Here is a 13,180-nt window from a genome sequence, read left to right as displayed (position 1 = left end):
ACAAAATGGGCCGCCTTCCGTCCCGACACCAAGGTGCTGGCGCACTTGCGCCCGGCACGAGGGTCGCTGATTGAGGAGGACTATAATGAAAAAACTGATGCTTGCGGCACTCGCCGCATCGACGCTCGCGTTTGCCGCACCGAGTGCAGCGTTCGCGCAGGACCAATATCCGCTCAAGGGTGCCGAGTGGATCGATGTGACCGGTATTTCGATCGAAGACGGCGGTGGACTCAGATATGCCCAATGGCTGGCCACGGAATGGCGCAAGAGGCTGGATTTCCAAGTCGAAAAAGGCTGGATTGAAAGCTACGAGATCTGGTCCAACACCTATCCACGCGAGAACGAGCCCAACCTTTGGCTAGTTGTCCGTTACAACGACTGGACGGATGACGAGACATGGGAAACACGCGGCCGCGAAATGCGCGAATACATGGCTCAGTCAATTGCCCAGTTGAACGAGGAAAGCGGCAATCGTGCGCAGTACCGCAAGGTGGGTTCCGAAGTTCTGATTAAACGTCTGGTCTGGCGGGACTGACACTTTCTGGTCTGAACGAGGAGAGGCCGGTCAGCATCCGGCCTCCCTCCATTTTGATGTGGAGCCAAATGTGAAGAACAGCGCGCTGTCGCCTAGGCGGCTTCGCCTGCCACGATCCGGGTGATGACCCGGCCAACCTCGGCGAAGACCGCCAGTGCGGCAGGCTGCGCTTTGAGATGTTGTTCGTTGGCCCGGAAATAGACCGCGTAGGTCAGCGGCCCACGAACCGGCGGCTCGACGAAACCGATATCGACATAAACACTGCGCATTCCGGGCCACAACGAAGTGCCGGTTTTGTCGCCGGCAATCCAGCCCTCTGGCAGTCCCGCGCGAACGCGGTCGAGCCCGGTCCGAGTATCGATCATCCAGCCGCGCAAATTGGACCGGCTCCCGCTATCGATCACATCTTCACGCAGCAGCCGCGATACTGTTCGGGACATTGCATCGGGCGTGGTTGTATCGAAGAGCTCGCCGATCGGTACATGGTTGAGATCGGGCTCATAGCGGTCCAGGCGGCTTTTCTCGTCACCGATGGCACGCCAGAATGCCGTCAGGCCCTCGGGCCCGCCGACCCGCGAGAGCAACAGATTGGCGGCAGTGTTGTCGCTCACGATCTGCGTGGCTGCGGCCAGTTCCATCAAGGTCGCACCTTCGCTCAGCCGTTCGGTCGTGAACGGTGAATGACCCAGCAAGGCGTCCTTGTCCCAACCAATCCGCTCATCGATATCGAGCACCCCATCGTGCCCCGATTTAAGGACAAGAGCGGCCAGCGAGAGCTTGAATGAAGAGCAATGCGGAAAGCGCGCAAAGCCGTTGTGCGACACATGCGTCCCGGTCCCCGGGTCATAGATCGAAGCGCCTAGAGACCCGTTTGCACTCGCTTCGATCAGGCGCAAACGCGAGTTCAGCCTGCCGACCATGCCCGGCCCCGGAGGCACACACGCGCTGGCACCCAACGCCAGCCCACCGGTCATCAGCGAACGGCGATCCAGTTTCATAGCGGCTTCTCCATGCACAGACTGAATTCGTCGGAAACATAATCGCCGAACGGTTCGCATTCGGCAAATCCGTGCTTTTGATACAGGCGTTGCGCCGGACGAAATGGTTCCGGTCGTCCCGTTTCGAGGCCGATCCATGTGTATCCGCGCCGCTTTGCTTCACCGAGCAGTGCAATCAGGATCGCTTCGCCTGCACCCTTGCCGCGGTATTCCGGTGCGGCGCGCATCGATTTCAGTTCGCCGCGTGTTTCTCCGAGATGTTTAAGCGCCCCAACGGCAGCCAATTCTTCGCAATCCCACGCCGCATAGAAAGTGACGTCGGATTCGCGCAGCCGTTCGGCCGGCATCGCGTGGATCTTGCAGGCGGGGGACCAGCGATGCATTTCGTCCAGATGCATTGCCAGCAGGGCGATAACCGCGTCACCCGTCAGATCGTCTTGCCGGATGACATAGGGCATGGTCACGCGTATTTGTCCGCTTTGCGTTTGCCGAAACGCATGTCGCCTTCAAGCCGTGCGCGGAGCTGTGAATAGAACGCTTCGAGGAAAGCGCGTTCGTCTCCTGCGCCCGGGTTCCATCCGATCTTGCGGCAGATGACTTCGGCTACGGCATGGAGCGCTTCGGGCCGGTCGTCACGCAGCACGCGTTCAAGCGTCTGCAATTCATACTCGCCATAGATCGACAATTCGTCTTCGCCGAACTTGTATTCCGCGCCGGTGAGTGAACTGGTCCCTTTGGCCGCGGCACCTCCGGTCGAGATTGCATGGTCGAGCTTGGCCTTGGGCGCTTCGACCACCCATGTGCCCGCCACTACATCGCCCGCGCGCATCGCGTCCTTGTTGAAGAACGGGAAAAGCATGAAGGTCAGGAACCACAGCAGCGCGCCCCATCCGGCAAGCCCGGTTTCCCCGCTCGGTGCGATAAGGATCAGGATCAGCGGGAGGAAAAGCTCGATATCCCGCAGCAGATTGCGCGCAATCACCGCTTCCGGCGTCAGCCGTCCGCCATCGCGGCTGGCTACGCGCAGACCGACCGCGCGCTTGCCCAGCGTAGCCCCGCGCGGCCCCATCTCCATCACCATGAAATATCCGTTCCACGCGATGAACCAGAACAGTGAAAACACGATAATGACGAATTCGCGTGCGCCGGAAATTTCCTCTCCATCCTGCTCTGAGGTGATCCCGTCGAACACATAAGACAGGAAAATCGCAGTCGCGATGGTGATGGTCAGCAGGATGACATAGTCCAGGATCAGTGCCCCGGCGCGTGCGCTGCGGGCACCGACTGTCAGCGGAAGCGCGACGCCCTCGGGTGTGACCATTTGCCGCATCCGCTTGGCGCGGTGGGCCAGATGGGGGGCTACCGCACCGCTCATGCCTCCAGCTCCTCGCGCTCACGACCTCGCCCGAAAGCGAAGAAATAGGTCAGCCAGAAGATCAGCATGAATGCCCCGATCAGGCCGCGCGTTTCCGTTTCGGCAAGCTGGCGCGGGAAAGCTTCGAGCAAAGCCGCGAAAACCAGCATCAGGACCACGCCGACCATCACCTGTGCCCCGCGCTTCCCGGCGTCGGACGCAGCGGTCAGGATGCTGCGGCGACCGGGGAAAGCCATCTTGCGGCCGATATGAATGCCAGCGGCACTCGACAGCATGATGGCAAACAGCTCTGTCGTGCCGTGGACAGCGAGCCATGCGCCAAATTCCGGCAACAGGCCCTGACTGTCATACAGCCACATGAAAGCGCCAAGTATGGCCAGGTTCTGGACCAGCAACAGCAGTGACGGCACGCCGAACGCAAAGCCCAGCGCAAATGCGAGGATGCACACGCTCGAATTGTTGGTGAACAATTGCGCCGCGAAAGCGGACATGCCGCTCGCATCGTTTTCCACCTTGAGCGTATCGAGCAGAACTTCGCGGCTGGCCCCCGGCTGGCGAACATCGGCGAATTGTGCGGGCACCAGAATGTAGAACCATTCCTGATCGCGCGCGACCAGTAGCCAGCCGACAATCGTTCCGGCGACCATCACCGCTAGCGCAATGCAGATGTCGAGCCAGATATCGCGCACTGACTGGCTGAGCCCGCCGCTGAGGAATTTGCGGAACCAGCGGAAAAATCCCTCGCGCGGGCCGTAAACCTGAAACCATGCACGCTGTACGAGCGATTCAAGGTAAGCAATCGTCGATGCGTCGAGCGATGTCTCGCGCGCGACAGCGAGGCTCGATGCCGCCATCCGGTACAGGGCAGGCAGCGCGAGAACATCGTCGTCTGACAGCCGCTTGATCCGCCCCTTTTCCATCAAGCCGAGGATGATTTCGAGCCGTTTCCACTCGTCTTCACGCTCGAGCCGGAACTTGTCGGACCGCAGCGCGGCGGCTTCGATCAGCGAGGGCGCTTCGATCTCGTTGCGAATATCGCCTTTGCTCGCGGGAATGGCGGTCGCTGTCATTGTGGCTGTGCTCATCCGATCGCCCCTGATCGTTTGATGTCGAGATAGGAGTCGATCAGCCGGTACCCGATCTGCTCCCAGGGCGCCTCAATGATGTCCACACCCATGTGGCGCAGCCGTTCAAGCACCAGCGCCCGCTGCCGGCCGAGCGTGTCAGCCGTGACGGCTACCGCCAGATTGTCCAGCGTATCCGGCTCCGTATCGGCCAGCTCAGCCAGTTCCGCGTCTTCGATGGTAACGAACAGTACGAGATGCTTCTCGACCAGCCGGCCGACGCTTTCGATCATGATTTCCGCGCCGGTTGGGTCGGTAAAGTCAGTGAACAGTACGACCAGCGAGCGGCGCTGCAGCCGCCCGGTCAAGGTTGCCAGCGCCAGGGTGAAATTGGGTTCTTCCGGATGGTATTCCAGCTCGCCCGCCGCCGATTGCAGGCGGTGGAACAGCCGTGCATCTGCGACGAACGGCGTCATCACTTCGGGTCGCTGGGCGAAGCCGAACAAGGACACCCGGTCGCCGCCCTTCAGCGCGACGTAGGAAGCGGTGAGCGCGGCGCTGACGGCGCGGTCGATCCGCGGCAGCCCCTCAACCGGTTCGCACATTGCCTGACCGCAGTCGAATGCGAACACGATCTGGTTGTTGCGCTCGCTTTCATTCTCGCGGGCGTAGAGCTTCGTGTGGCGCGCGCTCGCTTTCCAGTCGATCCGCCGACGATCCATGCCCGGCTCGTATTCGCTCAAGGCTTCGAACTGAGTGCCTTCGCCGCGAATACGCCGCGCGATCAGGCCGAATTGTGCGTCCCGCATGTAGTTCTGCAACTCTGGCGAACGGACCGGAGAAAGGTCGGGCCAGATACGCACTGTGTGGTCGAGATCGTGCCGCACTTGCCGTGCACCGAGGCCAAGCGGCCCCGACCATTGCATCCACATCCGCTCGACCGGGGCAGGGCCGCGGCGGTTGGGGGTCATCACTGCTGTGCCTTGCCAGCTTGCGGTCTCCGCGTCGCGTGAGAGGCGGGTTTCGCTGCGCCCGCTCTCTTCGAGACGCGGATCGAGTTCGAGCGCAACTCGCGGGCGTGAAAAGGCCGCCCGTCCGGCAAATTCGGCGATGATGGTAATGTCCATCGGCGCGCCGACTTCCGTGTCGGTCGGCGCATGAAAACGCCAGTCGGCCAACCGTCCGGCCAGCAATCCGTCGAGAAGAATCACGACCAGCAAGGCCGCGCCCGCAGCAGGCGCAAGCACCCATGCTCCCGGTGCTGCAGCCGCAACCACGATCGCCGCTGGCGCTGCCAGCGCGATCAGCCAGGCTGCGCGGGCTGTCGGGAGAATGGGAAAGGAGAAGCGCACGATCTAGCGCGGGGCCTCCGTGCTTTCGACCATTTCGGATACCAGCGCTTCTATTTCGCGGCCTTCGATCTCAGCCGCCGGACTGAGCATGAGCCGGTGGCGCAGGACAGCGGTGGAAAGCGCCTTCACATCGTCCGGAATAACATAGTCGCGGCCCTGCAATGCAGCACGCGCGCGCGCAGCATTGGCAAGCAGCACGGCGGCGCGCGGGCTGGCGCCGCTGGAAATCTCTGCATTTTCACGTGTCGCGCGGATCAGCCGGACCACATATTGCGTAATATCGTCCGCCACCGTGACGGCGGAAATGGCTGCGCTGGCCTCCGCCAGCTTGGCTGCTTCGGTCACTGCGCCGATGCCGAAATCGGCGGGGCGCTGCGGGCCTTGCCGTTCACCGAACCGGGTCACGATCCGGGCTTCTTCTTCCGCGCTGGGATAAGACACCAGCAATTTGAACAGGAACCGGTCGAGCTGCGCTTCAGGCAGCGGGTAGACGCCCTGGTTCTCGATCGGATTCTGCGTAGCGACCACCATGAAGCGTTCAGGTAGCGAGTGGGTTTCGCCATCCAGCGTGACGCGCCGTTCCTGCATCGCTTCGAGCAACGCAGCCTGCGTTTTGGGCGGGGTGCGGTTGATTTCGTCAGCCAGCAGCAATTCGCAGAAGATCGGACCGCGCGTCAGCGTGAACTGGCTGGTCTGGAAATTGAACAGGTTCGACCCGACGATATCGCCCGGCAACAGGTCCGGAGTGAACTGGATGCGGCCGAAATCGAGCCCGAGTGACGCCGCGAAGCATTGCGCAAGAAAGGTCTTTGCTGTCCCCGGCGGCCCTTCGAGCAGCACATGACCCTGGCTTATCAAGGCGACTAGCAGGTGCTCGACAGTATCGTCCTGTCCCACGATGGCCTTGGCGACCTCTTCGCGAATAGAGCCGGCGAGCGTCCTTACGTCGTCGAGTGTCATGGTCATCGGGTCAGCTTCCTTTCGATGGTCTTCAACGCGTCTGCGGCACGAATGATGTCGGCCCGGGACTGGGCATTGCGCAGCGCGGCGATGCGGGAGGTAAAGGGTTGTTCGTCCGGCAAGTGGCGAGCGAGCGCTGTGTCGATGGCGTCGTCGTCTGGCTTGCGCAAGGCAAGCGCGCGTACGATCCGTTCGCGCATCATTGCCGCGTAAGGTCCGGAGAGCAGATGCAGGCGGCGCGTGCGCTGGATAAAGCCCGCGCTGTTCCTGACCAGTCGCGCCTTGCCATAGGCGATGGCCCTGCCTTCCGCGACCGGCGGGCCAAACCGCTTGAAGCCGCGCCAGGCGACAACGATCATCGCAAGTATCAGGCACAGGGTCGCGGCCAGAAACGGCGGCGTGAAAGCGAGAGTGAGCAGGTTCTGCGCGCCGCCAAGGCCGTTCAGCGTCACATCGAACACCACCGGCAGGCCTTCGCTGTCGGCCATCGCCATATCCACCAGCGCATGGGCGAGAGCGGCACGGTTCTGGTCGGCAAGGCCATAGTTGTTCATCAGGTCGGGCTCGGCCACGATCACCACGCCATATTGACTGTCGTAGTAATCCGCATCGTCATAGCTGGTGGAAGCCTGCACCCCTGCGGCATCGTCATATGCGGGATAGAGACCGCCGTCATCGAGATAGCCGGCCAGCGTATTCCCACTGGCCCCGCTCACCAATGCGGCGATGTTGCCATCGACGATTTCCTGCACGAATTTGCCATCGGGCAGCTTCCCCGAACGTCCGAGTCCGCGCCAGCCGGGTTGCCGTTCCTCGATTTCCAGATCGAGCTCGATCGGGGTCGAATAGGCAATATCGGCACTCTCTTTCTGCGCTTCGTCCAGTTGCTCGGCCCAGCCAGGCACATTGCCGCCAAGCAAGTGGACCCAACCATCGTCGACATTTTCATCGGTATAATAGGAAGCAGGGGCCGCGCGCCATTTCGGCAGGATCAACATCGTCGGCCCGGTATAACGCCGATCGGCAATGACTTTCGCGATCTCTTCCGGATCGCTGAAACTGTTGGGCGTGATGATCAGCAGGTTATTCTGGGACAAAAGGGCGCGATTGCGCGATATGATGACTTCGTGCCCGTCTTCCTCGAGCAATCTGGCAAGACCTGCATAGCCGATGATGCTCTTGCTGACCGCGTGCGCGTTGCCGTCGTTCTCATCTCCGCCGGTCTGCCCAGTGCCGATGAAATAGAGTGTGGCAAAAAATGCCAGCGCGCCGAACAGCAGCAAGCCAAACACGACTTTGGGATCGAACGCGGCGGACTTTTGCTCGCTCATGCCGCACCTCCCGATGCGCCGCGCCCGGCCAGTTTTTGCAGAGCAAACTCGGCATAGGCAGCACGCGCCGCTTCCCAATCGCCGATGTTCAGCGGGCGAAGGGCAAACAGGCTTCGTTCGACACGCTCGGCGATGGTCGCGAAGGCTTTTCGCGCGGCCTCGGGCAGGGCGGGAAGAACGGCGAGTTCGCGCGCCGTGCTCGACGGCTCGACCCAGCTTGGCTTGGCAGCTGCGATCTGGCCAACGCTGCGCTTCAGCAGCAAATGGGTGGCTTCGTCATAGCGTCCCTGCTCTGCCAGCTGGTCGGCATCCGACAGCAAGGCGAGCGCTTCTTCGCGCTGGGGCACCCATTCCTGTTCGACTTCCTTGTCCCTCGACATGCGGAATTCGAACACAGGCTCAAGCAAGCGGAAGAGAAGATAGAGCAGCATTGCCGCGCCAAGCGCGATCATGATCCAGAATACGACATTCCACGCTGCGCCGAACAATTGACCCAAAGGTTCAAGCAGATTGCCCAGCCATTCGAAAAAGCCATCCAGCCAACCGGGTTCGCGCGGCTCTTTCTCTTTGGTTTCAATCGGGGAGAACTGGATCGAATCGTCGCTGCGCACGGCATCCCAGCTGTCATCGCTGGATGATGTGCCCCCACTGGCTGCGCCCTGACCCGATCCCGTTGTCACACCGGGCTTGGTGGCAGAGGGGGTGGAGGGTTTCAAGCGCCACATGTGCGTCAGGGACGATTACCCCCGTTTTCGCGCCTGCCGATAGGTGCCGAGCACGCGCAATTCCTTGCAGTGAAAGGCCAATTCTTCCATCGCACGATCAACTGCGGGGTTGCCCGGCGCGCCGATAATGTCGGCATAGAACATGCTGGCAGCGAAGCTGGCGCCCTTTTGATAGCTCTCCAGCTTGGTCATGTTCACACCGTTCGTCGCGAACCCGCCAAGCGCCTTGTAAAGCGCAGCCGGTATATTTTTCACTTCGAAAATGAAGGTCGTCATCAACGCGCCGTCATCGAGCGTTGCCGGATCGACGCTATCGGCAGCAAGGACCACGAAGCGCGTCATGTTGTCATGCGCATCCTCGACCTTGTCCTCGACAATTTCGAGCCCGTAGAGTTCGGCTGCAAGAACCGGCGCAATTGCTGCAATGGTCGGGTCCAGCCGTTCAGCGACAAAGGCGGCGGCACCGGCGGTGTCGGCGTGGCTCAGCGGTGTGATGCCGCGCTTCCGAAGAAAGTGGCGCGATTGCCCCAGCGCTTGCGGGTGGCTGTAAGCCACTTCGAACGGCCCGAGCGATCCATCGGGATTGGACAGGGCCATCAGCGCGTGAGTGATCGGCATGAAATGCTCGCCAACGATCGACAGGCCGCTTTCCGGCAACAGGAAGTGGATGTCGGCCACCCGGCCATGCTGGCTGTTTTCGATCGGAATGATGGCGCTGCCGGCTCGCTGTGTCTTCACCGCCTCAAGCGCGTCGGCAAAACTGAAGCATGGCAGCGGCAGGTGTTCGGGGCAGGCTTCGCCCGCCGCACGGTGTGAATTGGAGCCGGGACAACCCTGAAATGCGACAGCACGCAGGGGATTCTTCGCCGCTTCGGCCTGCATTTGCTCGACCATGGCGAGGGCGGGAGTGGGGAAACTTTGCATTGTGAAACCGCGCCTAACCCCAGGCTGACTGCCGGGCAATGGTGCAATTCCGGCAATTGCGTTTGCAAATGCGGCTATTGCAGTCTGCGCGCCCTGCCACTAAAGCCGCGCCCGAACCATTCACACCATAGTTTTGCGGAATTTCGACGCATGGATGATCGTAGCAACACCATCGCTGGCTGGGTCCTCGGATCAGGCATTGTCGCGCTTGGCCTCTCCATTGTCAGCGGGTTGTACTTTTTTCCTCCCGAAACAGACCACGAAGGCGAAGAGCATAAGTTCGGTTACGCCGTCGAAGTGGCTGACGAGGGTGGGACCGAAGATGGTCCTTCCTTGGCCGAACTTCTCACGACCGGTAGCGCCGAAGCTGGCGAGGCCGTCTTCGCGAAATGCCTTGCGTGCCATTCGGTCGTACAGGGCGGCCCCAACGGAACTGGCCCCAATCTTTATGGCGTAATGGGCGCCGCAGTCGGTCAGCATGCGCCCGGATTTTCCTACAGTCCGGCATTGTCCGGCCATGGCGGCAACTGGACGTGGGAAAATATGGATGCGTGGCTGAAGAACCCGCGCGGTTTTGCCGAAGGCACCATCATGAGCTTCGCCGGTCTGCCCAAGGCGGAAGACCGGGCCAATCTGATGTTGTACCTTGAAACCATGGGCGGTGCGCCGCCGAAGCCTGAGTTCGTGCCGGCGGCAGAGGAAGAGGCCTCTGCAGAAGGTGAAGCGGCCGAAGGCGTTGAAGCTGCCGAAGATGGCACCGACGCGGAAACTGCCGAAGGCGAAGAGGCCACTGCGCCCGCCGAATAAGCTGATCGAGGGATTGAATTTCGAAGACGCCGCTCCTGCCCGGGGCGGCGTTTTTCGTTTGCCGCTCAGCCTCTGCCCTTGAAGCCCTGCGCAACGACGTACCATTCCGAGGAGCCCTTGCGGCTCGCCGGTGGTTTGGCGTGTTTTACCGTCTTGAAATGCTTCTTGAGCAAGGTCAACAATTCCTGGTCGGTCCCGCCGGCCAACACTTTGGATACGAACTTTCCGCCCGGCTCCAGCGTCTCGACAGCGAACCAGGCTGCCGCTTCGACGAGGCCCATCGTCCGCAAATGATCTGTCTGCTTATGGCCGACCGTGTTGGCAGCCATATCGGACAGGACCAGATCGGGCGGCCCGTCGAGCGCAGCCATCAACCTTGCCGGCGCGTCATCGTGCATGAAATCCATCAGCAGGATTTCGACACCTTCGATCGGGTCCATTTCGAGCAGGTCGATCCCGACAATGGCCGCCTTGGGCGATTTTTGCCGCACCACCTGGCTCCAGCCGCCCGGTGCAATGCCCAGGTCGACCACGCGTTTGGCGCCGCGCAGCAGGCCGAATTTCTCGTCCAGCTCGATCAATTTGTAGGCGGCGCGGCTGCGGTAACCGTCAGCCTTGGCTTGCCGCACATAGGGATCGTTGAGCTGGCGTTCGATCCACCGGTTCGAGGAGTTGGAGCGGCTCCGCGCATTCTTTACGCGCTTGTCGGGATCGCGTCCGGATCTAGTCATCGCGGCCATTCCTCAGCTTGCCCAGCTTGTGCTCGGCGCGCGCATCGGCCGCCATCAGGCTGCGCAATATTCCTTCGCGGATGCCGCGGTCGGCCACGCCCAGCCGTTCGGACGGCCAGATGTCCAGAATCGATTCGAGAATGGCACAGCCTGCGACCACCAGATCGGCTCTGTCCTTGCCGATACAGGGCAATCCCCCGCGCTCTTCGAATGACATGGAAGACAGGTTGCTGCTAATCGTACGCATCGATTGAGACGGGACAACGAGGCCATCCACTGCGCGCCTGTCATAATGGGGCAGCTCGAGATGCAAGCTGGCGAGCGTCGTCACTGTCCCGCTCGTGCCAAGCAGGCGGATGCGCGATAGATCGCTGCGGTGGTTTGCGATCCGCTCGGCAAACTCAGCAAAACTATCCGCCACGACGCGGCGCATTTCAGTATAACGCGTCAAGCGTTCGTCGCTTGTGCCTTCGCACCGACCGACCGTATCGGTCAGCGATACGACCCCCCATGGGACACTCTGCCAGTCGAGGATATGCGGGACCTTGTCGCCTGGCTCGATCAGAACCAGTTCGGTCGAGCCGCCGCCAATATCGAAAATCACTGCCGGACCGGGATCGTCATCAAGCAGGACGTGGCATCCCAGCACCGCTAGCCGGGCTTCTTCTTCCGCAGTGATGATGTCGAGCGCGATACCCGTCTCTTGCCTGACTCGTTCGATGAACGCTTCACCATTGGCCGCGCGTCGGCACGCTTCGGTCGCAACCGAGCGCGCCAGATGGACATTGCGCCGGCGCAGCTTCTCGGCACACACCTGAAGCGCTCCCATGGTACGCTCCATTGCCTCATCGCTAAGCTTGCCGGAGTGCGCCAGACCTTCGCCCAGGCGGACAACGCGGCTGAAGGCATCGATCACTGTGAAGTTCTCGCCCGATGGCCGGGCAATCAGCAAGCGGCAATTGTTGGTTCCGAGATCGAGCGCGGCATAGGCTTGCTTGCGGCCTTTCTGGAACGGCGATTTCGATCGTTGTGCCGGTGCGCCGGATTCGTCCCGTGATTTCGGGGTCCTGTCGCGCTTGCGTCCATTGGGCTGCGAGGGGGGACGGTAGCGGAAATCGGCTACCTTGCCGGACTTTTCAGCCCCTCTCTTGCCAGCCCTCCTGTTGCTGTCCGGCGGAGAAATATCCGCCATACTCAATACTTTCATTATCCTCCCGCGAGCCATTCGCGGGGACCTGAGGTGGATGCTACAGCGATGCGGTGCATTGAGCAAGCGTGCGCACCGCGACACGGCTTGACCTCCAGCACCAAGCGACCTATTTGCGCGGCCCTGTCGTGGCGAGGCCCGGCAGACGCTGGCCACTGCCCCGTCGTCTAATGGTAAGACTACGGACTCTGACTCCGTCAATTGAGGTTCGAATCCTCACGGGGCATCCAGCCACTCGATCTCCGAGCTTGTGTGGCACCCATTGCGCAACTATCGCGCTTGGCATGACTGAAAAAGAACATGAATTAGCCCAACGCAAATTTTACCCTGCCGAACAAGAGGCCCGGTTCGAAGACGCGGGACCCAAGGATACCCCGCAGACCCGTCACCCCGCTTACAAGCTGGCTTTTCGCGATACCGAGTTCCTGCTGCGGGAGGAATTGCGCCCTGTTCGCTTTCAGCTTGAGCTGCTCAAGCCTGAAATGTTGCTCGATGAAGCCGGTGTCGGTTCGACTTTGGTCATGTATGGGTCTGCCCGGATTCCATCGCCGGAAACGGCGGAGGAAGCGCTTGCAGCTGCAAAAGACCTGCCCGAAGACGAGCGAAAGGTGGCCGAGAGCCTGGCGGCTAAGTCGAAGTATTACACGGAAGCACGCAAGCTCGCACGGATAGTGAGCGAGAAAGCGATAATCGAAGACGGCAAGCGTCAATTCGTGATTACTTCCGGAGGGGGGCCGTCGATCATGGAGGCGGCCAATCGCGGCGCTTCGGAAGCCGGTGCGGAATCGATCGGCCTGAACATTATTCTGCCGCATGAGCAGGCACCGAATTCCTATGTGACGCCCTATCTATCGCTCAATTTTCACTATTTCGCGCTTCGCAAGATGCATTTTCTGCTCCGGGCGCGTGCGGTGGCGGTGTTCCCCGGCGGATTCGGCACTTTCGACGAGTTCTTCGAGCTGTTGACGCTGATCCAGACGGGCAAGATGCAGCGTATCCCGATTGTGCTGTTCGGTAAGGATTTCTGGACCCGCGTGGTCAACTTTGAAGCGATTGCCGAAGAAGGCACCATCTCCAAGAAGGATCTCGACCTGATTCACTGGTCCGAGACAGCCGAAGATGCGTGGTGCCACATTTCCGAATTCTATGAGCTGGCTTGCTAGACAGGCTC

Annotated in this window: 14 protein-coding genes and 1 tRNA gene; 4 read left to right on the top strand and 11 right to left on the bottom strand. The window is 61.1% G+C overall.

The features are described 5' to 3' along the window. The first annotated feature begins 85 nt into the window (after window positions 1-85). On the top strand, window positions 86-535 hold the full coding sequence (locus E0502_RS04450; RefSeq protein WP_137676723.1) for a hypothetical protein: 450 nt from the start codon (window positions 86-88) through the stop codon (window positions 533-535). A 92-nt stretch (window positions 536-627) separates the two neighbouring features. Here the strand turns inward: E0502_RS04450 and bla are convergent, their stop codons facing one another. From bla to E0502_RS04405, 9 genes are read right to left on the bottom strand one after another with little or no spacing between them, the layout of a single operon-like run. After that, entirely contained in the window at window positions 628-1,533 is a 906-nt protein-coding gene (gene bla / locus E0502_RS04445; RefSeq protein ID WP_137676722.1) for a class A beta-lactamase, read from the bottom strand. After that, window positions 1,530-1,991, bottom strand: coding sequence for a GNAT family N-acetyltransferase (locus tag E0502_RS04440; RefSeq protein WP_137677528.1), 462 nt, complete (start codon window positions 1,989-1,991; stop codon window positions 1,530-1,532). The genes bla and E0502_RS04440 overlap by 4 nt, the downstream gene beginning before the upstream one ends. Before the next feature lie 2 nt (window positions 1,992-1,993). Further along, window positions 1,994-2,908: an RDD family protein gene (locus tag E0502_RS04435; protein ID WP_137676721.1), complete on the bottom strand. Its 915-nt coding sequence runs from the start codon at window positions 2,906-2,908 to the stop codon at window positions 1,994-1,996. Next, entirely contained in the window at window positions 2,905-3,993 is a 1,089-nt protein-coding gene (locus E0502_RS04430; RefSeq protein WP_240048862.1) for a stage II sporulation protein M, read from the bottom strand. Before E0502_RS04430 ends, E0502_RS04435 begins: the two co-directional genes overlap by 4 nt. Continuing rightward, window positions 3,990-5,324: a DUF58 domain-containing protein gene (locus tag E0502_RS04425; protein ID WP_137676720.1), complete on the bottom strand. Its 1,335-nt coding sequence runs from the start codon at window positions 5,322-5,324 to the stop codon at window positions 3,990-3,992. The genes E0502_RS04430 and E0502_RS04425 overlap by 4 nt, the downstream gene beginning before the upstream one ends. A gap of 3 nt (window positions 5,325-5,327) precedes the next feature. Then, window positions 5,328-6,284: an AAA family ATPase gene (locus tag E0502_RS04420; protein ID WP_137677526.1), complete on the bottom strand. Its 957-nt coding sequence runs from the start codon at window positions 6,282-6,284 to the stop codon at window positions 5,328-5,330. A gap of 2 nt (window positions 6,285-6,286) precedes the next feature. Next, complete coding sequence (locus E0502_RS04415) at window positions 6,287-7,615, bottom strand: DUF4350 domain-containing protein (RefSeq protein WP_137676719.1); 1,329 nt, start codon at window positions 7,613-7,615, stop codon at window positions 6,287-6,289. Continuing rightward, window positions 7,612-8,295: a hypothetical protein gene (locus tag E0502_RS04410; protein WP_240048861.1), complete on the bottom strand. Its 684-nt coding sequence runs from the start codon at window positions 8,293-8,295 to the stop codon at window positions 7,612-7,614. The genes E0502_RS04415 and E0502_RS04410 overlap by 4 nt, the downstream gene beginning before the upstream one ends. Window positions 8,296-8,355: 60 nt before the next feature. Then, entirely contained in the window at window positions 8,356-9,264 is a 909-nt protein-coding gene (locus tag E0502_RS04405; RefSeq protein WP_137676717.1) for a prephenate dehydratase, read from the bottom strand. 150 nt (window positions 9,265-9,414) lie between these two features. Here E0502_RS04405 and E0502_RS04400 point away from each other — a divergent pair, with 150 nt between their 5' ends. Then, on the top strand, window positions 9,415-10,071 hold the full coding sequence (locus E0502_RS04400; RefSeq protein WP_137676716.1) for a c-type cytochrome: 657 nt from the start codon (window positions 9,415-9,417) through the stop codon (window positions 10,069-10,071). 65 nt (window positions 10,072-10,136) lie between these two features. Here E0502_RS04400 and E0502_RS04395 read toward each other — a convergent pair whose 3' ends face one another. After that, on the bottom strand, window positions 10,137-10,802 hold the full coding sequence (locus E0502_RS04395) for an RlmE family RNA methyltransferase (protein ID WP_137676715.1): 666 nt from the start codon (window positions 10,800-10,802) through the stop codon (window positions 10,137-10,139). Then, the gene (locus E0502_RS04390; protein WP_137677525.1) at window positions 10,795-11,994 is read right to left on the bottom strand and encodes a Ppx/GppA phosphatase family protein; all 1,200 of its coding nucleotides are present in this window, start codon (window positions 11,992-11,994) and stop codon (window positions 10,795-10,797) included. Before E0502_RS04390 ends, E0502_RS04395 begins: the two co-directional genes overlap by 8 nt. Before the next feature lie 171 nt (window positions 11,995-12,165). Here E0502_RS04390 and E0502_RS04385 point away from each other — a divergent pair. Both E0502_RS04385 and E0502_RS04380 read left to right on the top strand, forming a co-directional pair. Continuing rightward, window positions 12,166-12,239 (top strand) — tRNA-Gln (locus tag E0502_RS04385). A gap of 54 nt (window positions 12,240-12,293) precedes the next feature. Next, window positions 12,294-13,172: an LOG family protein gene (locus E0502_RS04380; protein ID WP_137676714.1), complete on the top strand. Its 879-nt coding sequence runs from the start codon at window positions 12,294-12,296 to the stop codon at window positions 13,170-13,172. The last annotated feature ends 8 nt before the right edge of the window (window positions 13,173-13,180 follow it).

Origin of the sequence: Parerythrobacter lutipelagi (assembly GCF_005434975.1) — a bacterium.
Taxonomy (GTDB): domain Bacteria; phylum Pseudomonadota; class Alphaproteobacteria; order Sphingomonadales; family Sphingomonadaceae; genus Parerythrobacter_A; species Parerythrobacter_A lutipelagi.
Note: the sequence above shows the minus strand (reverse complement) of the source record. Positions and strands in the feature narration are given on the sequence as shown.